At 71.6% G+C, this 22,295-nt stretch carries 21 protein-coding genes; 11 read left to right on the top strand and 10 right to left on the bottom strand.

What is annotated here, in order from left to right; genetic code table 11:
- The first annotated feature begins 187 nt into the window (after positions 1–187).
- Positions 188–1,087: a dienelactone hydrolase family protein gene (locus tag FLL47_RS02100; RefSeq protein WP_144118697.1), complete on the top strand. Its 900-nt coding sequence runs from the start codon at positions 188–190 to the stop codon at positions 1,085–1,087.
- A 173-nt stretch (positions 1,088–1,260) separates the two neighbouring features.
- Here the strand turns inward: FLL47_RS02100 and polX are convergent, their stop codons facing one another.
- On the bottom strand, positions 1,261–2,988 hold the full coding sequence (gene polX / locus FLL47_RS02105; RefSeq protein WP_144118698.1) for a DNA polymerase/3'-5' exonuclease PolX: 1,728 nt from the start codon (positions 2,986–2,988) through the stop codon (positions 1,261–1,263).
- Between the two features lie 23 nt (positions 2,989–3,011).
- Here polX and FLL47_RS02110 point away from each other — a divergent pair, with 23 nt between their 5' ends.
- From FLL47_RS02110 to FLL47_RS43865, 3 genes are all read left to right on the top strand, one after another.
- Entirely contained in the window at positions 3,012–3,287 is a 276-nt protein-coding gene (locus tag FLL47_RS02110) for an acylphosphatase (protein WP_186315524.1), read from the top strand.
- A gap of 116 nt (positions 3,288–3,403) precedes the next feature.
- Positions 3,404–4,066 carry a thioredoxin-like domain-containing protein gene (locus tag FLL47_RS02115; protein WP_144118699.1) on the top strand — a complete coding sequence of 221 codons (663 nt, stop codon included), beginning with the start codon at positions 3,404–3,406 and terminating at the stop codon, positions 4,064–4,066.
- 161 nt (positions 4,067–4,227) lie between these two features.
- A complete protein-coding gene (locus FLL47_RS43865) occupies positions 4,228–5,091 on the top strand; it encodes a sulfotransferase domain-containing protein (RefSeq protein WP_246157444.1) in 864 nt (287 codons plus the stop codon).
- A gap of 16 nt (positions 5,092–5,107) precedes the next feature.
- On the opposite strand, the gene FLL47_RS02125 is transcribed toward FLL47_RS43865, so the two are convergent.
- Positions 5,108–6,358 carry an ATP-grasp domain-containing protein gene (locus tag FLL47_RS02125; RefSeq protein ID WP_144118700.1) on the bottom strand — a complete coding sequence of 417 codons (1,251 nt, stop codon included), beginning with the start codon at positions 6,356–6,358 and terminating at the stop codon, positions 5,108–5,110.
- 184 nt (positions 6,359–6,542) lie between these two features.
- On the opposite strand from FLL47_RS02125, the gene FLL47_RS02130 reads away from it, so the two are divergent.
- Positions 6,543–7,118, top strand: coding sequence for a TIGR03086 family metal-binding protein (locus FLL47_RS02130; protein WP_144118701.1), 576 nt, complete (start codon positions 6,543–6,545; stop codon positions 7,116–7,118).
- Here the strand turns inward: FLL47_RS02130 and FLL47_RS02135 are convergent.
- The gene (locus FLL47_RS02135; protein ID WP_144118702.1) at positions 7,079–8,683 is read right to left on the bottom strand and encodes an MFS transporter; all 1,605 of its coding nucleotides are present in this window, start codon (positions 8,681–8,683) and stop codon (positions 7,079–7,081) included. The two genes, FLL47_RS02130 and FLL47_RS02135, sit on opposite strands and share 40 nt — an antisense overlap.
- Positions 8,684–8,854: 171 nt before the next feature.
- Between FLL47_RS02135 and FLL47_RS02140 the strand changes: the two genes are divergently transcribed.
- Together FLL47_RS02140 and FLL47_RS02145 are read left to right on the top strand one after the other, a co-directional pair.
- Complete coding sequence (locus FLL47_RS02140; protein WP_144118703.1) at positions 8,855–9,811, top strand: LysR family transcriptional regulator; 957 nt, start codon at positions 8,855–8,857, stop codon at positions 9,809–9,811.
- 178 nt (positions 9,812–9,989) lie between these two features.
- Complete coding sequence (locus tag FLL47_RS02145; protein WP_144118704.1) at positions 9,990–10,514, top strand: hypothetical protein; 525 nt, start codon at positions 9,990–9,992, stop codon at positions 10,512–10,514.
- A gap of 15 nt (positions 10,515–10,529) precedes the next feature.
- Here the strand turns inward: FLL47_RS02145 and FLL47_RS02150 are convergent, their stop codons facing one another.
- Both FLL47_RS02150 and FLL47_RS02155 read right to left on the bottom strand, forming a co-directional pair.
- A complete protein-coding gene (locus FLL47_RS02150) occupies positions 10,530–11,339 on the bottom strand; it encodes an ATP-grasp domain-containing protein (protein ID WP_246157445.1) in 810 nt (269 codons plus the stop codon).
- Between the two features lie 145 nt (positions 11,340–11,484).
- Positions 11,485–11,985, bottom strand: coding sequence for a winged helix-turn-helix transcriptional regulator (locus FLL47_RS02155; RefSeq protein WP_144118706.1), 501 nt, complete (start codon positions 11,983–11,985; stop codon positions 11,485–11,487).
- 55 nt (positions 11,986–12,040) lie between these two features.
- On the opposite strand from FLL47_RS02155, the gene FLL47_RS02160 reads away from it, so the two are divergent.
- On the top strand, positions 12,041–12,568 hold the full coding sequence (locus FLL47_RS02160) for a PaaI family thioesterase (protein WP_144118707.1): 528 nt from the start codon (positions 12,041–12,043) through the stop codon (positions 12,566–12,568).
- 109 nt (positions 12,569–12,677) lie between these two features.
- On the opposite strand, the gene FLL47_RS02165 is transcribed toward FLL47_RS02160, so the two are convergent.
- The 4 genes from FLL47_RS02165 to FLL47_RS02180 all read right to left on the bottom strand — a co-directional run bounded on the left by FLL47_RS02165 (position 12,678) and on the right by FLL47_RS02180 (position 17,246).
- Positions 12,678–14,075 (bottom strand): GH1 family beta-glucosidase, encoded by a 1,398-nt coding sequence (locus FLL47_RS02165; protein WP_144118708.1) that lies wholly within the window; start codon positions 14,073–14,075, stop codon positions 12,678–12,680.
- Complete coding sequence (locus FLL47_RS02170) at positions 14,072–14,884, bottom strand: carbohydrate ABC transporter permease (RefSeq protein WP_144118709.1); 813 nt, start codon at positions 14,882–14,884, stop codon at positions 14,072–14,074. The genes FLL47_RS02165 and FLL47_RS02170 overlap by 4 nt, the downstream gene beginning before the upstream one ends.
- Complete coding sequence (locus FLL47_RS02175) at positions 14,881–15,792, bottom strand: carbohydrate ABC transporter permease (RefSeq protein ID WP_246157446.1); 912 nt, start codon at positions 15,790–15,792, stop codon at positions 14,881–14,883. The genes FLL47_RS02170 and FLL47_RS02175 overlap by 4 nt, the downstream gene beginning before the upstream one ends.
- 185 nt (positions 15,793–15,977) lie before the next feature.
- The gene (locus FLL47_RS02180; protein WP_246157447.1) at positions 15,978–17,246 is read right to left on the bottom strand and encodes an ABC transporter substrate-binding protein; all 1,269 of its coding nucleotides are present in this window, start codon (positions 17,244–17,246) and stop codon (positions 15,978–15,980) included.
- Positions 17,247–17,509: 263 nt separating this feature from the next.
- On the opposite strand from FLL47_RS02180, the gene FLL47_RS02185 reads away from it, so the two are divergent.
- The 3 genes from FLL47_RS02185 to FLL47_RS02195 are packed head-to-tail and all read left to right on the top strand — an operon-like array spanning position 17,510 to position 20,337.
- Positions 17,510–18,520 carry a LacI family DNA-binding transcriptional regulator gene (locus FLL47_RS02185; RefSeq protein WP_144118710.1) on the top strand — a complete coding sequence of 337 codons (1,011 nt, stop codon included), beginning with the start codon at positions 17,510–17,512 and terminating at the stop codon, positions 18,518–18,520.
- A 23-nt stretch (positions 18,521–18,543) separates the two neighbouring features.
- Positions 18,544–19,893 (top strand): dihydrolipoyl dehydrogenase family protein, encoded by a 1,350-nt coding sequence (locus tag FLL47_RS02190; RefSeq protein WP_144118711.1) that lies wholly within the window; start codon positions 18,544–18,546, stop codon positions 19,891–19,893.
- A gap of 15 nt (positions 19,894–19,908) precedes the next feature.
- Entirely contained in the window at positions 19,909–20,337 is a 429-nt protein-coding gene (locus FLL47_RS02195) for a hypothetical protein (RefSeq protein ID WP_144118712.1), read from the top strand.
- Positions 20,338–20,343: 6 nt separating this feature from the next.
- On the opposite strand, the gene FLL47_RS02200 is transcribed toward FLL47_RS02195, so the two are convergent.
- On the bottom strand, positions 20,344–22,161 hold the full coding sequence (locus FLL47_RS02200) for an ABC transporter ATP-binding protein (protein WP_246157448.1): 1,818 nt from the start codon (positions 22,159–22,161) through the stop codon (positions 20,344–20,346).
- Between the last annotated feature and the right edge of the window lie 134 nt (positions 22,162–22,295).

The following is a 22,295-nucleotide window of genomic DNA, read 5'->3' on the forward strand; positions in this document are numbered from 1 at the left end:
CCCGCATCGACGGCCCGCCGGTCCATGGAAACGCGGCAGTCGTCCGGAAAACGCTCCGGGCGGGCACGGACCCCCGCCGGTCCGCAACCTGTCCGACCACGACCGGACCATGGCCGCCCCCGGGAACGCAACGGCTGGTCGCGCCCGGCTCCCGCACCGCCTCCAGCCGAGGGAGTATGAATGAGACATGTCTGAGTTGGGCGAATACCTGTCGAGTGAGGTCGTCGTCGACTACGCCGACGGCCTGATCTCCCGCCGCGAGGCGCTGCGCCGCCTGGGCCTGCTCGGCGTCGGCGCGGCCGTGGCGGCACCCCTGCTGGCCGCATGCGACGCCCAGCGCGACACCGCCACGCCCCCGCAGGCCGCGCCGACCCCCGCGGTCACCGGTCCGGCAGGCCCGAGCCCCGCGCCCACCGAGCCGATCACGTTCCCCGGCCCGAACGGGCAGCTGCAGGGCCGCTGGGCCGCCGCGGCTACACCGAAGGGTTCGGTCCTGGTGATCCACGAGAACAAGGGCCTGACCGACCACATCGCCTCGATCGCCGGGCGGCTGGCCGCCGCGGGCTGGTCCGCACTCGCGATCGACCTGCTCTCAGCGGAGGGCGGCACCGCGAAGTTCACCGACCCCGCCCAGGCCACCGCCGCGCTGAACGCCGCCCCGCCCGCCCGGTTCATCGCCGACATGAAGGCCGGCATCGACGAGCTGCTGCGGCGCAATCCCGGGCACACCGTCGGCGCGATGGGTTTCTGCTTCGGCGGCGGCATGGTCTGGTCCCTGCTGGCCGCGGGCGAACCGCGGCTGGCCGCGGCGGTGCCGTTCTACGGCCCGTTCCCCGCGAACGCCTCGCTGTCCGGCTCCCCCGCCGCCGCCGTGCTCGGCGTGTACGCCCAGCTCGACGACCGGGTCAACGCCACCCGCGACGCCGCCCGCGAGGCCCTGAGCAAAGCCGGCCTGACCTTCGAGATCGTCACCTACCCCGACGTCAACCACGCCTTCTTCAACGACACCGGCGCCCGCTACAACGCCCCCGCCGCCGCCCAGGCCTGGACCAAACTCACCGACTGGTTCACCCAGCACCTGACCTGACCTGACCCACCCCCACCCGGCAGCCCGCTCACGGCTCCGCCGCCCGCACCCGCCCCCCGCCCCGCCCATCATGGACGTTGGCCTATCTCATCGAAGAAACGAAGATCGGAGTCGACGAGATAGGCCAACGTCCATCGAAAACGGTGAACGCGAACGGCCGGTCCCACCGGCGGTCAAGCCCCGCGGCGCTTGGCGGCGACGAACGCCTTCAGCTTGGTCAGCGTCCATGTGTTGATCACGTCGGCCGGAGTCAGCCAGCCCCGCTGGGCGATCCCGATGCCGAAGCGCAGCATGTCCAGGTGCACCGTGGAGTGCGAGTCCGTGTTGACCGCGAACTTCACCCCGCGCTCGCGCGCCCGCATGATCAGCTCGTCGGGCAGGTCGAGCCGGTCCGGGAACGCATTCACCTCCATCGCGGTGCCGGTCGCGGCCGCCGCGTCGAACACCGCGTCCCAGTCGGGCTCGACCGGCTTGCGCCGCCCGATCAGGCGGGTGGTCGGATGCCCGATGATGTTGACGTACGGGTTCTCGCACGCCTTCACGAACCGGTTCGTCAGCTCCGCCCCGGTCTGCGTGAAGTGCGAGTGGACCGAGGCGACGCAGATGTCGAACCCGGCCAGGAAGTCGGCGTCCCAGTCCACCCCGCCGTCGGGGTCGATGTTCAGCTCGCTGCCGTGCAGCAGCGCCATCTTGCCGTCCTCGGCCAGCCCCCGCAGCTTCTTGCGCTGGGCGAGCATCTTCGCGTCGGTCATCCGCTGCATCGGCATGTTCTTGGCGTGGTCGGTGACCGCGTAGTAGCGGTAGCCGCGGGCCCGCGCGGCGGCCAGCATCTCCGCCAGGGTGGAGACGCCGTCGGTGAGGTCGGTGTGGGTGTGCAGGTCGCCGCGGATGTCGGCCTCGGTCACCAGTTGCGGCAGGGTGCCGTTGCGGGCGGCGGCGACCTCGCCGCGGTCCTCGCGCAGGGTGGGCGCGATCCAGGGCAGGCCGAGCCGCTCGTACACCTCCTCCTCGGTCTCCGACACCAGCAGCGTGTCGTCCTCGGCGCGGAACAGTCCGTACTCGGACAGCTTCAGGCCCTTGCGCACGGCGATCTCGCGTACCCGGATGTTGTGCTCCTTGGAGCCGGTGAAGTACTGCAGCGCCGCGCCCCACGACTCCGGCGGCACCACCCGCAGGTCGACCTGCAGCCCGCCGGTGGTGCGGATCGAGGTCTTCGCCGGGCCGCCCGCGATGACCTCGCCGACCAGCGGCAGGTCTGCGAACGCCGCCATGATCGGCTTCGACTCGCGTGCGGCGACCAGGATGTCCACGTCGCCGATGCTGTCCCGGCCGCGCCGCAGCGATCCGGCGTACGTGCACTTCTCGCAGCCGGGCAGCACCGACAGCGCCGCGATGACCTCCTCGGCCACCTCCAGCGCCGTGGAGACCATCACCCGGCCGCCGCTGTGCCGCAGCACCTCGATGCCGTGCAGAATGTTCGCGGCGGTCTTCGCGCCGAACCCGCGCAGGCCGGACAGCCGACCCGCCTCGATCGCGTGGACCAGCTCGTCCATCGAGGAGATGCCCAGCTCGCGGTGCAGGGCCATGGCCTTGGCCGGGCCCAGGCCGGGGATCGCGATCAGCTCACGCACCCCGGCGGGCACCTTCGCGCGCAGCTGCTCCAGCGCGTCCATCCGGCCGGAGGACAGGAACTCCACGATCTTCTCGGCAGTGGACTTGCCGACGCCGGGAATCTGCTCCAGACCCTTCAGGTCAAGCGTCGCCACGTCGGTGCCGTAGCCGGCGACCCCGCGGGCGGCCTTCTCGTAGGTGCGTGCCCGGAAGGCGTCACCGCCGGTGATCGAGATGAGATCGGCATACTCCTGCAGCGCCGCCGCGACGACCTCGTTTGGCCGGGCCATGCCGTCCAGTCTACGGTTGACACATGATCCGCAGGCGCGTTGTGGTCTCCGGCGAGGTGCAGGGCGTCTACTACCGCGACACCTGCCGGCAGCAGGCACAGGCGGCCGGTGTCGCCGGGTGGGTGCGCAACCGGCCCGACCACACGGTCGAGGCCGTTTTCGAGGGTACGCCCGACGGCGTGGACCGCCTCGTCGCCTGGACCCGGCGCGGCCCCGAGCTCGCCATCGTCGACGGCGTCGCGGTCTTCGAGGAGACCCCCGAGGGCCTGTCCGGCTTCGACATCCGCCCCACCAACTGACCTGGCCACCGGCCGGTGCGGGCGAAAACCGTGACGGCACGCATACGGGCTGTCGCCGGTCTGGCGGGCGTCGATAGGATCACCGCGGCGAATCGAGTTCCTGGGGAGGCCACGCCATGGTGGATGACACGAACACGCCGCGCAGACCGGCGGTGCCCGTGTGGGCGTGGATCGCAGGCGGCCTGGCCGTGCTGCTCTGCTGCTGCCTGGGTCTGGGCGGCGCGCTGTTCTACTACCTGCGGCCCGGGAGCGAGGAGCCGAACGCGGTCGCGCCGACCGGCACCTGGCAGCAGCAGCTCGCCGCGATCGACGGGGTGCGCAACTACCTGGCCGAGGGCCCCTTGAGCCAGGACCACGCCCAGGGCGGGGTGGCCTACCCGCAGCAGCCCCCGGTCGGCGGGCAGCACAACGGCACCTGGCAGAACTGCTCCGGCACCGTCTACGACGAGCAGATCGCCAGCGAGCGGGCCGTGCACAGCCTCGAACACGGCGCGGTGTGGATCACCTACCGCCCCGGCATCGGCGACGACGAGGTCCGGGCGCTGGCGGCGAAGGTGTCCGGTCGCGACTACCTGATGCTGAGCCCGTTCCCCGGCCAGGATGCGCCGATCTCGCTGCAGGCCTGGGGCTACCAGCTCAAGGTCGAGAGCGCCGCCGACCCGCGCATCGACTTCTTCGTCAACGCCGCCCGCCAGAACGCCGGGCCCGAGATCGGTGCGCCCTGCTCCGGCGGCACCCGCGAGACCGGGGAGCTGCCGCCTGCCGGGACCGCGGCATGAGCGGGCGGGCCCGCGCCGCCGGGCTGCCTCTCGACTGAGCCGCACACATTCATGTTCTTGACACCCCCGACGCTTCCTGCATAGATGTATTTATTGTCAACGCAGCCATCGAGCTCGCGTGGACATAATGCCTCATCAGGACTTTCGTCAGGAGTGAACCGGTGCTTCGTGCGTACTTCGCGCGTCACAAGTCAGCGTCGACCTGGGCCAGATCCATCCTGCACGAGGCGGCGTACGCGCTGAACCTCAAGGTCGCCACGATCCACGTGCCGGAGCAGTGGGCGCCCTACGACACCCTCGGCGACTACGTGCGGGCCACCCGCCCCGACCTGCTGATCATGACGAACGCGAAGCCGGAATGGGTGGACACGCTGCCCGAGACGCGGGCGTTCCACCTCATCCGCGACCCGCGCGACATCGTGGTGTCCGGCTACTTCAGCCACCTCAACAGCCACCCCGAGGTGGTCGGCGGGGTGCCCTGGCCCGAGCTGGTGGTGCACCGGCGCAACCTGCGCACCCTCGACGAGGCCGGCGGGCTGCTGGCCGAGGTGGAGTTCAGCGGCATGTTCCTGGACCCGATGGCGCAATGGGACTACGCCCGGCCCGGTGTGCTCGAGGTGCGCATGGAGGACGCCATCACCGACCCGGTCAAGTCCTGGACCGCCATCCTCGGCCACCTCGAGCTGCTCACCCCCGACGGCTCCGGACCGGAGCAGGCGCGGATGGCCGCGGTGCGCTGGAACGTCGCCGCCCGCCGGGGCACCCCGCGCTGGCTGGCCTACCCGCGCCGGGTGCTGCCCCGGCTGCCGCTGCGCCGGCTGCCCGGCGTCTACGTGACCAGCGCCTGCGAGCGCTTCTCGTTCAGCCGCCTGGCCAAGGGCCGTGAGCGCGGGCAGGAGGACGTGCACAGCCACTACCGCCGCGGGATCGCCGGAGACTGGCGCAACCACCTGGCCGCCGAGCACCTCACGGCGTTCCGGGCCCGCTACGGCGACCTCGTGGAGCGCCTCGGCTACGAGTGGTGAACCGGGCCACCGCCCGTCAGCCGTGCTCGGCGGGCGGTGCGCCGTTGATGCGCAGGGCGGCGCCCGCGGCGTCCAGCGCCCGCTCGCACGCGCGCGGGGTCGCGGCCACCGCGGTGGCGTACGCGACCCGGCCGTTGACGGTGCCCTTCGGCGGCGGCGAACGCCGGTCGCCGGGATCGGCCAGCAGCGCCAGCTCGTCCACCGCACGAGGCAGCCCGGCCCGGTCGAAGGCCAGCGTCTCGATGACGGTGTCGGGCTGCGCCGGGTAGAAGAAGCGCACCGCCGCCACCAGCCGGCGATCGGGCACGGCTACCGGCGGCCGGCCGCAGGCCACCGCGGCGGCGGCCAGCGCCACGTCGACGCCCGTGGCGCGCAGCCCCAGATACGGGATCATGTCGCCGCCGAGCCGCCCGTTCACCTCGATGATCCGGGGCCCGCGCGAGGACAGCTTGATCTCGGTATGGGTGATCCCGTCGCGGAAGCCGAGCGCCGCGTGCGCGTCCTGTAGCAGCCCCCGCAGCTGCGGATCGTGCAGCAACGGGTCGTCGCCGTGCACGTAGTGCCCGATCTCGATGCAGTACGGCGGGTGCCCGATCTCCTTGCGGGCCACGCACAGCGGGGTCACCTCGCCGTGGTGCACCGCCGCGTCGACGCTGATCTCCTCGCCGTCGACGTACTCCTCCAGCAGCACCTGGGGCCGCCAGTCGGGCAGCGCGCCGTGGCGCACCGCGCTGGTGAACTCGTACGCCGCGGCCAGCTCCGCGGGCCCCGCCACCTTGATCACGCCGACGCTGAGCGCCAGGTCGCTGGGTTTGAGGATCACCGGGTAGCCGATCCGGGCGGCCTCGGCGAAGGCCTGCGAAAGCGAGCCGACCGGCACCGACGCGGGCTGAGCCACCTCGGCCGCGGCCAGCGCCCGTCGGGTCAGCAGCTTGTCGCGGCAGCGGGCGGTCACGGCCGGGTCGCCGGGCAGCCCCAGCGCCGCGGCCAGTTCGGCGGTCTGCGGCGTGCGCGCCTCGTCCCAGGTGAACACGCCCGCGATCGGACCGTCCGGCAGCCGCCGGGCGGCCTCGGTCATCGCCTTCACGTCGAGCAGGCCGCCCAGCTCGGTGGCGCCGTCGACGTATGCCAGCTCCCAGGTGGGCGCGACCCCGGTGAACAGATGCACCCGGTAGGCCGGGGCCAGCGAGCGCAGCAGGTACTCCCGGAACTCGCGCTTGCCGGTGCGGACCATCAGCAGCAGCGGACGGTCGTCGTGGACGGTCATGCTCTTCCTTTCGACCCGTTGCCCGTCGCGGGGGTGCGTTCGGCACGGCCGCCGCTCAAATTACGAAGATATGTTTGCACAAATCAATATCGTCCGACTCAGCTGATTGGACGGCCCGGACAGGTTTCTCGCCTGATGGCGTCACCGGTGGAGCACACCGAGCTGCGGCACTAGGGTGCGAGACATGGACCTTCGTGATCTCGACCGGCGGGCCCTCGCCGCGGCCGCGGCCGCCGTGAACCGCGTCAAGCGCGCCGATCTCGCCCGGCCCACGCCTTGCGGCGACTGGACTCTCGGCCAGCTGCTCGGGCACATGATCGGGCACAACCGCGGTTTCGCCGCGGCGGCGGCGGGCAAACCCACCGATCCGGCCGTGTGGGACGACCTGACCCCGCCGACCGACCCCCGCCGGGCGTTCGCCGACTCCGTCACCCTGGTCACCAAGGCCTTCAGCGCGAAGACGCTGCTGGACCGCAAGATCGAGGTGTACGGGTACGGCACCTTCACCGCCCCGACCGTGCTCGGCATGCACTTCGTCGACTTCCTGGTGCACACCTGGGACGTGGCCAGGTCGACCGGCGCGGACGCCACGCTCGACCCTGACCTGAGCGCGGCGGCCATGAAGATCGCACTGCGCTGGCCCACCGACCGGCCCAGCAAGGCCTTCGGCGTCATGGTCGAGCCGGCCGAGCAAGCCCCGCCCGGCGACCGGCTCGTCGCCTACCTGGGCCGCTCCCCCGGCTGGCCGGACGGCCACTGAGCAGACACTGCCCGCAGCTCGGTCAGCGTCGACTCGAGCTCGCGCAGGTTCGCCCGCACCGCCGCCACCCGCTGCTCGGCGGCCCGGCGGCGGGCCAGATGCACCTCTTCCACCGTCTCGTACACCTCGGGCAACTCCAGCGCGGCGACGTGCTGGAGCGCCACGGCGGACGAGACGGTGTACGGCCGTGCCAGCCGCCGCCGGCCGCGCCGTGCGGTGACCGTCCAGCCGCCCCCGGCATAGGTCAGCGTCACCGACACCGGCACGGCCGGTCCGGTGTCCACCAGGCCCGTCCGGCGGCCCAGCTCGGACAGGTACTCCTGCCACAGCGGGGCGGCCGGGGCGGCCTTGCCGGGCTTGATGTCGTTGATCTGCTGCCACAGCCGCCAGCCGACCACCGGCGTCAGCGTGGCCGCGAAGTACGCCGTCCCGGCCAGCCACAGCCCGCCGGACAGCCCCAGCGTCTCCACCGCCCACGCGCCGACCATGCCGCCCAGCGGGATGCCGCCGAACGTGATCGCCCCGGTCAGCCCGAACACCCGGGTCTGCATGGCCCGCGGCACCCGCTCGAACATCAGCAGCCCGTACGTGGGGTTCACCGAGGACATGGCCACCCCGGACACGAACGACACGGCCAGCGCCACCCACAGGTCGTCGCTGAGCGCCAGCACCAGGAACCGCGGCGCACCGCCGACGAAGTATCCGATGACGAGGGTCGCGTACCGCGGCAGCCGCGTCACCAGCGCCGCGAAAGCCGCCGCACCCGCGATCGCGCCGAGCGCGAAGGCGCCGCCGATCCAGCCCAGCGCGATCGGCGAGCCGAGGTGCTCGCGTACCCACATCGGGATGAAGACCACCGCGCTGGCCTGGTTGAACAGGTTCGTCACGAACATCATGCCGACCAGGCTGCGCAGCAGCCGCTCCCGCCGGACGAAGCCGAACCCCGTGCGCAGCCCCTGCCAGTAGGACTCCGGCACGGCGCGGGCCGGATGGTTCTGTTCGCGGGTGATCCGCACCAGCACCGCGACCACGCCCGCGCAGCCCGCGAACGTCGCCGCGTCCACCCAGATCGCGCCGACCGGGCCGAGCCAGGCGATCAGCACACCGGCCACCGCCGCGCCGATCACCATCGCCATCCGGTTGAGCGCGGCGAAGACCGCGGTGACCCGCGCCATCGGCGTGCCTGACGCTTCCACCACCGGCGGCAGCAGCACCCGCTTCGACTTGTCGCCCACCCCGCGCAGTGCGCCCAGCGTCGCGATGAGCACGACCAGCACCGTGAAGTCGGCGCTGCCGAACGCCGCGATCGCGCCCACCACCAGCGCGCTGCCCAGGTCGGTGCCGATGGACACCTCGCGCACCCCGAACCGGTCCGCCAGCGGCGTGCCGAAGATCCCGGCCAGGATGTACGGCAGCGCCTCGGCGAACGCCACCACGCCGACCTTCGTCGGGTCGTCGGTGGTCACCAGCACGAGCCACGGGATGGCCAGGAACGACATCCGCGAACCGACGGTCGACACCAGCTCGGCGCCGAGCAGCCCGATCAGCGCCGCTCTGCGCTGCATCGCCACCTCCTGGAACACTCTCAGCGCCGCGCGAGCCCGCCGCCGCTCTGCCTGGCCGTCACGTCGGGTCCACCGACCCTACCGACGGGTTTCGATCTCCGTCCATACCGATCGTGCAGTGACCGGGCGCGACACCTTCACGTGCCGCCGGTGCGGCCATAACATCAGCGGGTGAGGTTGGAGCTGCGGCACCTGCGGGTGGTCTGCGCGATAGCCGACGCCGGCAGTGTCACCAAGGCGGCGGCCGTGCTCGGGCTGGCCGCGCCCGCCCTCACCACCCAGCTGCAGCGCATTGAACGCGCCTTCGGCGGGCAGCTGTTCGAACGCGACCGCCGCGGCGCCCGGCCCACCCCGCTCGGCGAGCTGGTGCTGGCCCGGGCCCGCGTGCTGCTGCCCGCGGTGCAGGGCCTGGAGGACGAGGCGACCCGGTTCGCCGGGCTGGCCCGGGACTCCGGCGGCGACGGGCTGCCCGGCTACCGCATCGGCGCGGTGAACGGCCCGCTCATCGGCGGGGTGGTGCACCGGCTGGCCACCGCGCAGCCCAGCGCACAGCTCAGCACGTATCCGTCGTGGTCGTCGGCGGAGCTGTCGGCGATGCTGCTGGACGCCCGGCTCGACTTCGCGCTCATCGGCACCTGCGGCGAGGCCACCCCGCCCGACGACGGCCGTCTGGCCTGGCACACCGTGGCGACCGCCCCGGTGTTCGTGCTGCTGCCCGCCTCCCACCCGTACGCCGATGCCGACGAGGTGGAGCTGGCCGACCTGGCCGGCTCCCGCTGGGCGGCCACTCCCGGCGACGGCTGCTTCGCCGACTGCTTCGCCGCCGCCTGCGCGCGGGCCGGCTTCACCCCCAGCCCGATCCACGAGAGCGACCTCGGCGGCTGCGCCGACCTCGTCCGCGGCGGCAGCGTGGTGGCCCTCTGCCAGCCCACCTTCCGCGAGATAGCCGGCGTACGCGCCGTCCCGCTCGCCGACACCCCGCTCCGCTGGCGCCACCTCATCGGCTGGCACCCCGCCTCCCCCGCCGCCCGCGTGGCCCCCCGCCTCGTCGCCTACGCCGAAGAGTCCTATGCCGACGCCATCCGCCTCAGCCCCAACTACACCCGCTGGCTCACCCGCCACCCCTGACCGCGTTGATCATGAACTTATGGCCCGGTTCGGCGGCGTGTCACTGCCTTAACTTCATGATCAACGGCAAGCCGGGGCGCATGGGAGCCGGAGTGGAGGCGCGGACAGATCGCCCGGCGGGCCGGATGAGTCGCCGTGCCGGTCCCACGAGTGCCGTCAGCCTGACTAAGCTCTGGTGGTGATCAGATTCCGTGCGCCGGCGACGGTGGGACTCGCGGTGGTGACCATGCTCAGCCTGCAGGGCTGTATCGGCGTCGGTGACTCGTGGACCCGTGACCAGGCTGCGCCGAGCGTCGCCACCTCGCCGGCCGCCGCCCGACCCAGCGCGAGCGCGCCCGCCGCCACGACGGCTTCGAGCGCCACCATCAGCCGGGTGGAGTCCAATGTGGCCGCCGTCGGCAACCCGACCTGCGGCGGCGCCCTTCCCCCGACCGTCACGGTGACCGCGGAGATCGCCGACGGCGGCACACCGGTGACCGCCAAGGCGCGCTACGCCATGACCGGGGGCAGCTACACCGGCGAGGTCACGCTGACCCGCGACGCCACCATGGCCCGCTACACGGCGACCCTGCCCAAGCTGGAGAAGAAGCACTTCACCAGTGCGGCGACGAACATCTTCGTCACCGTTACGATCCAGGGCGCGGCGCAGCCCGGCTACACCTCGATCACCGTCTCCCCCTGCGGTGGCAGCACCCGGGCCTGAACCACCGGCCGGTGCTCAGCGTGTCACCGACGGCAGCCGGCGCAGGAAAGGCCGGTCCGCCGGCGCCACCTCGGCCGACGGGCGGCTCGCGAGCAGCACCACGTCGAGCGCCCCGTCCGGGTCGGCCGCGTAGTGGCCGCTGGCCCAGGCCGCGTTCGCCTCGATCACCGCCCACTCAGGACGCCCGGTCCCCCCGTCCGCGAGCAGCCCGACGTCGATCACCACCGCGCTCGGCAGCTCAGGCATCCCCGTGCCCAGCAACCCCGCCGCGAAGGCGGCCGCGTCCGCACACCGGGTGTCCTCCACCGGCCCGGCGAGATCCAGCTCGCCGTCCACGGCGTACCTGCTGACGGCCCGGACCCGGCCCGCCGCGAGGAAGAGCCGGAACTCCACCTCGAACGACACCACCTCACTGACCAGCACCGCAGTGTCGTCCTCCAGCACGTCCGGGCCGGGCAGGCCGGCCCCGGAGGGATATACGCGGGCGGGGAAGCTCTTGTCGTCCGGCGGCTTCACGAACGCGGGCCGGTCCAGCGAGCGCGCCTGTGCCAGCGTGGTGAAGACGACCTCACGGCGCGTCCACGCACGCGGCAGCCGGGCGAGCCAGTCCTGGTCAGGCTCGAGCAGTCCGACGCCGAGTTCCGCGCCGACCGCGTCGGCGAACAGCGGCCCGGCGTACAGGTGCGCCCCGACGTGCCCGGCCAGGTGCTCCGGCAACCGCCAGGTGTGCAGCGTCTCGACTCGCATGCCGCGCCGCCGCGCGGCGTCGGCGAAGGCCAGCCCGGTCTCGGTCACCCGCGGCGGCAGTATCAGCACTCGGTCCACGACGCGCCATGCTGCCAGCCCGCACGGCTCGGGGCCACCACACCCCGCGGTGATCATGAAGTTGTGGCAGCGACACACCGTCGAACCGGCCCACAAGTTCATGATCACCGCAGGAGAGCGCCGCGGGCCGCCGCCGGGCGGTGGGTCAGGCCGCTTCCGCGGCGGCGGGCGTACGCCCACGCCGGATCGCCCCCGGCCCCGGCCGCGTGACCACCTCGCGGGGCGAGCCCACCTCGTGCCCCTCGGCGCAGGCCAGCGACGTGTGCACGGGCGACCCGCAGTCGCGGTGCACCATGTCCACGGGCGGCCCGGCCGGGTCGGCGAGATAGCGGTCGCCCCACTCCCGCACGGCGACCAGCACCGGATACAGGTCGAAGCCCTTCTCGGTGAGCCGGTATTCGTGGCGCTCGCGCTCCCCGGGCTCCCGGTACGGCACGCGGCGCAGCACGCCCTGCTCGACGAGCATGTTGAGCCGGTTGGTGAGCACCTGCCGGGGTATGCCGCTGTGCTCGCGCATGTCCTCGAAGCGGCGGATGCCGTTGAAGACCTCCCGCAGCACCACCAGGGTCCAGCGTTCGCCGAGCACAGCCATGGCGCGGGCGACGGTGCAGTTCTCGGCCGACCAGTCGAGTGCGGTAGGTCTCACTCCACCAGGCTAAGTCTCGTTGACAGACTCAGCAACCGCCTGCCAGGCTGAGTCCATGACGCAGACCCAGACCGAGCCGACCGCGGATCTCGCGACCGTGGAGCGCACGCGCACCTTCTCCTGGTCCGACCCCCGGCGCAACGCCGCCGAGCTGGGCCGGCTCAGCGGCCTCGAGCTGCTGCACGCGATGGCCCGCGGCGAGCTCCCGGCCCCACCGGTGATGCACCTGCTCGGCATGGACAGCGTGCAGGCCGAGGAAGGCCGCGTCGTGGTCACCATGCGCGCCCAGGAGTTCCACTACAACCCGCTCGGCGGCGTGCACGGCGGCGTACTGGCCACCCTGCTCGACACCGCCGCCGCCTGCGCCGTGCACAGCACCCTCCCGGCCGGCGTCGGCTACACCTCCCTGGACCTGACCACGAAGTTCCTGCGCCCGGTCAGCGTCGACTCCGGAATGCTGCGCTGCGAGGGCACCGTCATCTCCCGCGGCCGCCGCACCGCCCTGGCCCAGGCCCAACTCACCGACGCCCAGGGCCGCCTCCTCGCCCACGCCACCTCCTCCTGCCTCATCTTCGACCTGTAAACACCGAACTCCACTCCAAGATCACGACGATCTTGCGCGAACCGTTGATGATTTGCCCGTTCCGGGCGTGTCATACCCACAGTTCACGCAAGATCGTCGCGGGTGGGGGTTAGAGGGTGTTGGTGCGGGTTGTGTTGCGGTACCAGAGGGCGGAGTCTTTGGGGTGGCGGCGCTGGGTCTCGTAGTCGACGTAGACGAGGCCGAAGCGCTTGTCGTAGCCGAAGGCCCATTCGAAGTTGTCCAGTAGGGACCAGGCGAGGTAGCCGCGGACGTCCGCGCCGGCGGACAGGGCCGCGTGCACGGCGCGCAGGTGCCCGTCGAGGTACGCGATCCGGTCCGGGTCGGCCACCCGGTCCCCGATCAGCTCGTCGGCATACGCCGCGCCGTTCTCGGTCACCATCAGCGGCGTGCCCGGATACTCCCGGGCCAGCCGCAGCAGCAGGTCGGACAGGCCGCTCGGGTCGACCGTCCAGCCCATGTCGGTGACCGGGCCGGGCTGCGGCACGAACGCGACCCCCTCGCTGCCCGGGTACATCGGGTGCGCCGCCGCGCCGACCTGCGCCCGTACCAGGGCAGGCTGGTAGTAGTTGATGCCCAGCAGGTCGATCGGGGCGGAGATGACCGCCAGGTCCCCGTCGACGATGGCGTCCGCGGCGCCGAACCGTTCGAACAGCCCCAGCATGTCCAGCGGATACCGGCCGCGCAGCACCGGGTCCAGGAAGATCCGGTTGAGCACGCCGTCGACGCGCCACGCCGCCGCCACGTCGTGCGGGTCGCCCGGGTCCTCGGGGTTGACCCGGGCGAGGTTGAGGGTGAGCGACAGCTCGCGTACGCCCGCCGCGCGCAGCGCCTGCGCCGCCAGCCCATGCCCGAGCAGCAGGTGGTGCGCGGCCCGGAAGGCGGTCCGGTTGTCGGTGTGTCCCGGCGCGTGATCCCCGCTGGCGTAGCCGAGGAACGCCGCGACCCACGGCTCGTTGAGCGTGGTCCAGGTGCCGACGCGGTCTGCGAGCCGGGACGCGGTCACCGCGGCGTACTCGGCGAAGTACGCCGCGGTGTCCCGGTCCCCCCAGCCGCCCCGCCCGTGGGACTGCAGCGCGAGCGGCAGGTCCCAGTGGTAGAGCGTCACCATCGGCTCGATCCCGTGCGCCAGCAGCTCATCCACCAGCCGGTCGTAGAAGTCCAGGCCGCGTACGTTGACCGGGCCCGTGCCGTCGGGCTTGACCCGCGGCCACGCCACCGAGAACCGGTACGTGCCGATGCCCAGCTCGGCCATCAGCGCGACGTCCTCGCGGTAGCGCCGGTAGTGGTCGCACGCGACGTCCCCGGTGTGCCCGGCGAAGACCCGGCCGTCCTTGCGGGCGAACGCGTCCCAGATGGACGGCCCCCGCCCGTCTTCGGCCGCGGCCCCCTCGATCTGGTACGCGGCCGTCGCCGCACCCCACCGGAACCCGTCCGGGAACCGCAACGGCCCTGCCGCCACAGCCTGTTCGATCTGCTCGATACTCATCCCTTGATCGCTCCCTGCATGATGCCGCCGATCAGTTGTTTGCCGAGCAGCCCGAACACGATGAGCAGCGGCAGCGTGGCCAGCATCGTGCCGGTCAGCGCCAGCGAGTAGTCCTGCACGTAGCCGGCCCGCAGCTGGGAGAGCGCGACCTGGACCGTCTGGTTCTCCGGCGAGGCCAGCACGACCAGCGGCCAGAGGTAGTCGTTCCAGACGTTGAGGAAGGTCAGCATGCCCAGCACAGCCGCGGCCGGCCGGGCCACCGGCAGCACCACGTGCCAGAACAGCCGGTGCGTGGCTGCGCCGTCGATGCGCCCGGCCTCCAGCAGCTCGGTCGGCAGCGCCTCGGACAGGTACTGCGTCATGAAGAACACGCCGAACGCGTTGACCAGGGCCGGCACCGTCACCGCCAGCAGCGTGTCGTGCCACTCCAGCTTGGTGATCAGCATGAACAGCGGGATGATGCCCAGTTGCATCGGCACCATCATGGTGCCGACGACGGCCAGCAGCAGCGCGGTACGGCCCTTGAACTTCAGCTTGGCGAACGCGAACCCGGCCAGCGTCGAGAACAGCACCACCGACGCGGTGTTGATGCCCGACACGATCAGCGAGTTGAGCAGCGCCTGGTCGAACGGCACGGTGTCGAAGACCCGTTTGATGTTCTCGAACAGGTTCGCGCCCGGCAGCACCGGCGGCGGCACGTGCGAGAGCGCGGAGTTGTCCTGGCTGGCCACCACGACGCTGAAGTACAGCGGGAACGCGGTCAGCATCAGCACCCCGGTCAGCGTCAGGTAGACGAGTCTGCGTGTCATCGGGAGCTCCGGATCCGGCGCGTGATCAGGTAGTTGACGGCGGCGGCGAGCACGATCAGCCCGAACATCACCCAGGCGGTGGCGGAGGCGTAGCCGAACTCGAAGCCGCGGTTGAAGCCGTGCTCGTACATGTAGAGGGTCAGGGTCTGGAACTGCCGGTCCGGGCCGCCGATGATGCCGTTGGGCCCGCCCCCGGCGAACAGCTGCGGCTCGGCGAAGACCTGCAGGCCGTAGATGGTCGACACGATGACCACGAAGATGATGGTGGGCCGGATCGACGGGATGGTGATCTTCCGCAGCTGCTGTCCCGCGGTGGCCCCGTCGAGGGTGGCCGACTCGTACAGCTCCTTCGGCACGGCCTGCATCGCAGCCAGGAAGATCAGCGCGTTGTAGCCGGTCCACCGCCACGTGATCATGGCGGCGATGGCCACGTGTGAGGACGCTACGCCCGCCTGCCAGTCGATGCGGCCCAGGCCGAAGCTCTCCAGCAGCCAGTTGATCAGGCCGAAGTCGCGCCCGAACAGCTGGCTGAAGATGACCACGACCGCGACCACGCTGGTGACGTTCGGCAGCAGCAGACCCAGCCGCCACAGCGTCCTGGCCCGCAGCGGCCGGTTCACCAGGTGCGCCAGGATCAGCGCCAGGATCAGCTGCGGAATCGTGGACAGGGCCAGGATGGACAGGGTGTTGCGCAGGGCGTTCCAGAAGTACGGGTCGGCCAGCAGCTCGGCGTAGTTGCCCAGGCCCACGAAGGCGTGCTCGTCGGCGAGCAGGCTCCAGTCGTGCAGCGACACCCAGGCGGTGTAGCCGAGCGGGAACAGGCCGAAGACCGCGAAGAGGAGGAAGAAGGGCGAGATGTAGAGGTACGGGGACAGCTGCGTGTCCGCCTTGTAGAGCCAGGTGCGCACGGAGCGCTCCCCTTCCGTGAAGAGGCGCCGGTGAGCCGTCCTCGGCGGTGCGCCGCCGAGGACGCGTCACCAGCGGGAGCCCGGTGACCGGGCGGGCAAGCGAGGTGCGCCGCCCGGCCTCCGGAAGTCGATGGGTCATCGGGCCGGCCGGTCGCGCCGACCGGCCCGATGGGACGCGCGTCGCGTCAGCCGAGCTTGGCCACGTCGGACAGGACCTGCTTCCAGGCGTCGTCGGGCTTCTGCTTGCCCTGCTCGATGCGGCCCAGACCGGCGCCGATCGTGTTGAACACGTCGCCCTGCTTCGGGCCCTGGTGCTGCGGCTGGACCGCCTGCGCCGAGGCCGTGAAGATCTTGCCGAGCGGCGCGTTGTTGAAGAACGGCTTGCTGAACCCGGTCAGGTCCGGGTCGGTGTACAGCGACGGGGTCGACGGGAAGTTGCCTGTCGCCTTGAAGATCTTCTTCTGCTGCTCCGGTGCGGTCAGCCACTTGATCAGGTCGTACGCCGCCTGCGCGTTCTTGCCCTGCTTGGGCAGCGCAAGGTGCGAGCCGCCCATGCTGCCCGCCCCGCCCGGGACCGCGGCGATGTCCCACTTGCCGGCCGCGTCCTTGGCGTTGGTCTCGATGTACGCCGTCATCCACGCCGGGCACACGATGGTCGCGAAGGTGCCCTTGCCGAACGCCGCGCTCCACTCCGGCGTCCAGGCCGCCAGCTTCGCGGACTGGTCCGAGGCGATCGCGTCGACGGTCAGGTCCCAGGCCTTCTTCACGGACGGGTTGCTGTCCACGATGAGCTTGTCGGCGTTGTCGTACACGCCGGTCGAGGCCTGCTCGACCATGGCCCGGAACATGTTGCCCGAAGCCTCCATGAAGTACGACTTCGGCGCGGCGGCCTTGTACTTCTTGCCGGTGGCGACGTACTCGTCCCAGGTCGGCCACAGCTTGGACACCGCGTCACGGTCGGTGGGCAGGCCCGCCGCCTTGAACAGGTCGGTGCGGTAGCACATGGCCATGCCGCCCACGTCGGTGCCGAGACCGATCAGCGTCTTCTTGTCGGTGGACAGCCCCTGCTGCCACTTCCACGGCAGCCACTGGCTCTCCAGCGACCCCGCACCCAGGTCGAGCAGGTTGTGGAAGCGGTTCGGGGTGGCCGTGAAGCTGGACAGGTAGCCGATCTCGACGGCCTCGATGTCGGCCGCGCCGCTGCCGGTGGCCAGGTGCGAGATCAGGCTCTGGTGGTGCGCGGCATAGTCGGAGATCCGCTCCTTGATGGTGACGTTCGGGTGCGCCTTGGAGTACTCCTCGTACAGCGGCTTGAAGCCGAAGTCGCCGAAGAGTGCGACGTTCAAAGTGATCTTCTCGTTGCCGCCGGGCTGCTCGTCCGAACCGCACGCAGCGGTCGCCAGCAGTCCGGTCACCATGATCGGGACCAGCAGGCGGCGCAGGGAGGCACGCATGACGACCCTCCTTGGGGGTGTCAGTAGGAACCCGGCCGCTCATCAGGGCAATTCGCGGCCGGGTTGAGAGAGCGCTCTCACAGCAGAGAATGGAGTCGCACACCGGCCATGTCAAGGGTCTATTGCCGTCTCGTTACCGAGCTGTGCAACCGCTCTCTCCCTGAAAGCGCTCTCACGTGCGGCTTCGTGCCGTAACTGCGAAGGGGTAAGGTCACCTTCGCCGGGCCCGCCCGAGGCGGATCGCACAGCAACGAGGAGCAAGCATGAGCCAGGCACACGAGCGGCCGACGCTGGAGGCTGTGGCGCGCCTGGCCGGAGTCTCCCGCGCCACCGTGTCCCGGGTGGTCAACGGCTCACCCAAGGTCGCCGAGCCGATCCGCAGCGCGGTGCGCCGCGCCGTCGAGGAGCTGGGCTACATCCCCAACGCGGCCGCCCGCAGCCTGGTCACCCAGCGCACCGACTCCATCGCGCTGGTCCTGCCGGAGAGCGCCAGCCGCGTCTTCTCCGACGACCCGTTCTTCCCGAGCATCATCCACGGCGTCAGCCAGGAGCTCGACGCCGCCGACAAGCAGCTCGTGCTGATGATGACCAACACCGTCGCCGGGTACGAGCGCGTCGAGCGCTACACCACCGCCCGCCACGTGGACGGGGTGCTGTTCGCCTCCACGCACGGCGTCGACCCGCTGCCCGGCCAGCTGGCCAGGCTCGGCGTGCCCGTCGTGGTCACCGGGCGGCCGCTGGGGCGCTCCGCGGTCCCCTACGTCGACGTCGACCACGTCGGCGGCGTACGCGCCGCGGTGCGGCACCTGCTGGAGACCGGCCACTCCCGCATCGCCACCATCGCCGGGCCGCAGGACATGGTCGCCGGCATCGACCGGCTCGCCGGATACCGCGCCGAGCTGCGCGGGTCGGACCGGCGTTCGATCGTGGCGGTCGGCGACTTCACCCGCGAGTCCGGCGCCACCGCGATGCGCCAGCTGCTCGAGGACGATCCGCTGCTCGACGCGGTCTTCGTGGCGTCGGACCTGATGGCGCACGGGGCCATCACCACGCTGCGCGAGCTGGGCCGGCGCATCCCCGAGGACGTCGCCGTGGTCGGTTTCGACGACTTCGACATCTCCCGCTACACCGACCCGCCGCTGACCACCGTCCGGCAGCCGATCCTGGAGCTGGGCCGGGAGCTGGCCCGCCAGCTGCTGCGGGTCATCGCGGGCGAGGAGGTCCCCCCGGCCGTGGTCCTGCCGACCGAACTCGTGGTACGCGCATCAGCCTGACCGGATTCGGATATACAGGACTCATGGCTGAAGAAGTGGACGTCATCGTTCTCGGCATGGGCGTCGGCGGTGAGGAGGTCGGCGGCAGGCTGGCCGACGCCGGGCTGAGCGTGGTCGGCATCGAGAACCGGCTCGTCGGCGGCGAGTGCCCGTACTGGGGCTGCATCCCGAGCAAGATGATGATCCGGGCGGCCGACCTGCTGGCCGAGGGCCGCCGGATCAACGGCATGGCGGGCTCCGCGGAGGTCTTCCCCGACTGGGCCCCGGTCGCCAAGCGCATCCGCGAGGAGGCCACCGACTTCTGGGACGACAAGGTGGCCGTCGACCGGTTCGTCAAGCGCGGCGGCCGGTTCGTCCGCGGCACCGGCCGGCTGGCCGGCCCGAAGACGGTCGAGGTCGACGGGCAGACGTACGTCGCGCGCAAGGGCGTGGTCGTCGGCACCGGGACCAAGGCCGCGATCCCACCGGTCCCGGGGCTGGCCGAGACCGAATTCTGGACCAACAAGGAGGCGATCGAGGTCGCCGAGCTGCCCGCGTCGCTGACCGTGCTCGGCGGTGGCTCGATCGGCCTGGAGCTGGCGCAGATGTTCCAGCGCTTCGGGGTGCGGGTCACCGTCGTCGAGGCGATGGACCGGCTGATGAACTTCGAGGAGCCCGAGTCCTCCGAGCTGATCGCCGAGGTGTTCAGGCGCGAGGGCGTCACCGTGCACACCGGGCATCGGGCAGAGCGGGTCGAGGGCATGACCGTGCACCTCGACGACGGCACGGCAGTCACCTCGGAGAAGCTGCTCGTCGCCACCGGCCGTACCGCCGACCTGCACAAACTCGGGCTCGACACGGTCGGCCTGGACCCGGCCGCGCAGGCGATCACCGTGGACGGGCACATGCGGGCCGCCGACGGGCTGTGGGCCGTCGGCGACTGCACCGGCCACGGCGCGTTCACGCACATGGCGATGTACCAGGCGGCCATCGCGATCCGCGACATCCTCGGGCAGGAGGGGCCGCCCGCCGACTACCGGGCCCACCCCCGGGTCACCTTCACCGACCCCGAGATCGGGTCGGTCGGCCTGACCGAGGAGGCCGCGCGCCACCAGGGCATCCACGTGCAGACGGCGTACACGAAGCTGCCCGAGGCGACCCGCGGCTGGATCCACAAGGCCGGCAACGACGGGTTCATCAAGCTCGTCGCCGACCGGGACCGGGACGTGCTGGTCGGCGCCACCTCGGCCGGGCCGACCGGCGGCGAGGTGCTCAGCGCGCTGGTCGTCGCGGTGCACGCGCAGGTCCCGGTGCACATGCTGCAGCACATGATCTACGCGTACCCGACCTTCCACCGCGCCATCGAGGCGGCCGTGCAGCAGCTCGAGGTCTAGGGGCACACTGCGGGCATGAGCGAGCGGCAGCGAGCGGGCAGGCGACAGCTGATCGTCCGGCTCGGACTGGCGGGCATGGCGGCGGTGCACCTGTGGTGGGGACTGTGGGCGTACGCCGCACCGCACCACTTCTTCACCGTGTTCCCCGGCCTCGGGCAGCACTGGACCGCCGGCTACCCGCCGTACAACGAGCACCTCGTCGTCGATCTCGGGGCGACCTTCCTCACCATCGGCATCCTGCTGGCGGTGCCTGCGGTGCGCTACCGCCGGGCCGTCGCCCGGCTGGCGCTGGCCGGCGCGATCGTCTTCGACACGCTGCACCTGGCGTTCCACGCCACCCACCGCGGCGTCCTCACCGACCCGGACTGGGCCGCCGGCCTCACCCCGCTCGTGGTGGGCGTGCTGCTCCCGGTGGCGCTGTGGGTCACGGCCCCGCCGGACTGAGGCGGCTCAGGCGAGCTGGGCGGACTGCAGGCGGGCGTACGCGCCGCGGCGGTCCAGAAGTTCGTCGTGGGCGCCGATCTCCTCGATGCGGCCGTCGCGCATCACGATGATGCGGTCGGCGTTGCGGATGGTGGAGAGCCGGTGCGCGACGACGAAGACGGTGCGCCCGGTGACCAGGCGCTCCATCGCCTGCTGGATCAGCGCCTCGGAGTGGGTGTCCAGCGCGGAGGTGGCCTCGTCGAGGATCAGCACGCGTGGGTCGCGGATCAGCGCCCGCGCGATCGCCAGGCGCTGACGCTGGCCGCCGGACAGGCGTGCGCCGCGCTCCCCCACCACCGTGTCCAGGCCGTCGGTGAGCTGGTCGACGAAGTCCAGCGCGTTCGCGTCGGCCAGCGCCCGGCGCACCCGGTCCAGGGGCACGTCGGTCATGCCGTACGTGACGTTCTCGAAGATGCTGCCCTCGAACAGGATCGGCTCCTGCGGCACCACCGATACGAACCGCCGGAAGGTGCGCAGGTCCAGGGTCTCCATGTCCCGGCCGTCGAGCAGGATGCGGCCCGAGGTGGGCCGCAGGAAGCCGATGACCAGGTTCAGGATGGTGGACTTGCCCGCGCCGGACGGGCCGACCAGCGCGATGCGCTCGCCCGCCGCGACGTCGAGGTCGAAGTCGCGGACCGCACTGCCTGCCGCGCCGTCGTACGCGAACCCGACGCCCTCGAACCGCACCGCGCCGCGTACCTCGTCGACCTGCTGCTTGCCCGCGTTGACCTCCAGGTCGGGTGCCTGCAGCAGCTCGCCCGCCGAGCGCACCGACTCCAGCCCCTTGACGAAGATCGGCCCAAGGCTCATCAGCGTCATCACCGAGCCGGTCAGCGTGGTGAAGTACGCGCTGAGCATCACCACGTCGCCCTCGGTGATCGGCACCCAGCCGTGGTACGCGACCAGCGCCGAGCCGGCCAGGCAGGCCACGCTCAGCACCTGCATCTGAGTCCAGGCCAGCGCGCCGAAGCGGCCGTTGAGCAGGTCCAGGCGCAGGCCCGCGCGCAGTACCCGGTCCAGCGAGCCGTCGACCCGGCGCAGCGCGTCGCGCTCCAGGCCGTGCGCCCGGGTGATCGGGATCAGCGTGGTCATCTCGGCGACCCGCGACGACAGGCGCTCGACCTCGCGGCGGAACGACTCGTTGTCGGTGCGCATCCGGTTGCGCAGCTTCATCACCAGGAACGCCGCGCAGGGCACCAGCACCAGGAAGACCGGCAGGAACAGCGGGACCCGCAGCGCGATCACGACCGCACCGCCGAGCAGCATCATCAGCGCGCCCACGCCGACGTCGCCGGCCTGCTGCACCATCTGCTCGATCGCCTCGACGTCGCGGATCACCTTCGACTGCAGCACCGCGGCGCTGGAGCGGGAGTGGTAGCCGATGGACAGCTCCTGCATGCGGCGGCACAGGGCCGAGCGCAGGCGGGTGCCCATCCGGCGTACGGAGCCGCTGTGGTTGCGTACGAACAGGACGTGGAACGGGTAGTTGAGGCTCAGGCAGGCGACCATCAGGCCTGCGTTCCACCACAGCTGCTCGATGGGCTTGTGCCGCACCACCACGTCGATCACGTTCGCGGTGACCAGGGGCAGCAGCCAGGTCGGGCTGTGCTTCACGGCGAACGCCAGCACCCCGAGCAGCAGCCGCCAGCGGTCCTCGCGCAGCAGGTAGGCGACGGTGCGTACCGGATGTTCGCCGCGGTAGCGGTGGTCAAGGGGGTGCTGGGCCAGCGCCATGTCGTTACCTGCCTCGCCGGGCGGCCCGCGTGCGAAGGGGTCCGTCGGCACGGCGCGCAGCCCTTCGCCTTCGAAGTCCGGATCGAGCCTAGGCGAGACCGCCCCGCTGGGCCAAGACGACCCGCGTCACGCCGCCGCGTTCTCCCTGCTCCCCTGGCTTGGCCCGTTAAGAAGGGCACCTTCTA

Origin of the sequence: Catellatospora sichuanensis (assembly GCF_007483665.1) — a bacterium.
In the GTDB taxonomy this organism is placed as follows: domain Bacteria; phylum Actinomycetota; class Actinomycetes; order Mycobacteriales; family Micromonosporaceae; genus Catellatospora; species Catellatospora sichuanensis.

Bases quoted from the DNA above. Each gene is read 5' to 3' on its own strand.
- FLL47_RS02100 (WP_144118697.1), top strand. From the start codon at position 188: ATGTCTGAGTTGGGCGAATACCTGTCGAGTGAGGTCGTCGTCGACTAC.
- polX (WP_144118698.1), bottom strand. From the start codon at position 2,988: ATGGCCCGGCCAAACGAGGTCGTCGCGGCGGCGCTGCAGGAGTATGCC.
- FLL47_RS02110 (WP_186315524.1), top strand. From the start codon at position 3,012: ATGATCCGCAGGCGCGTTGTGGTCTCCGGCGAGGTGCAGGGCGTCTAC.
- FLL47_RS02115 (WP_144118699.1), top strand. From the start codon at position 3,404: ATGGTGGATGACACGAACACGCCGCGCAGACCGGCGGTGCCCGTGTGG.
- FLL47_RS02125 (WP_144118700.1), bottom strand. From the start codon at position 6,358: ATGACCGTCCACGACGACCGTCCGCTGCTGCTGATGGTCCGCACCGGC.
- FLL47_RS02130 (WP_144118701.1), top strand. From the start codon at position 6,543: ATGGACCTTCGTGATCTCGACCGGCGGGCCCTCGCCGCGGCCGCGGCC.
- FLL47_RS02135 (WP_144118702.1), bottom strand. From the start codon at position 8,683: ATGCAGCGCAGAGCGGCGCTGATCGGGCTGCTCGGCGCCGAGCTGGTG.
- FLL47_RS02160 (WP_144118707.1), top strand. From the start codon at position 12,041: ATGACGCAGACCCAGACCGAGCCGACCGCGGATCTCGCGACCGTGGAG.
- FLL47_RS02165 (WP_144118708.1), bottom strand. From the start codon at position 14,075: ATGAGTATCGAGCAGATCGAACAGGCTGTGGCGGCAGGGCCGTTGCGG.
- FLL47_RS02170 (WP_144118709.1), bottom strand. From the start codon at position 14,884: ATGACACGCAGACTCGTCTACCTGACGCTGACCGGGGTGCTGATGCTG.
- FLL47_RS02180 (WP_246157447.1), bottom strand. From the start codon at position 17,246: ATGCGTGCCTCCCTGCGCCGCCTGCTGGTCCCGATCATGGTGACCGGA.
- FLL47_RS02185 (WP_144118710.1), top strand. From the start codon at position 17,510: ATGAGCCAGGCACACGAGCGGCCGACGCTGGAGGCTGTGGCGCGCCTG.
- FLL47_RS02190 (WP_144118711.1), top strand. From the start codon at position 18,544: ATGGCTGAAGAAGTGGACGTCATCGTTCTCGGCATGGGCGTCGGCGGT.
- FLL47_RS02195 (WP_144118712.1), top strand. From the start codon at position 19,909: ATGAGCGAGCGGCAGCGAGCGGGCAGGCGACAGCTGATCGTCCGGCTC.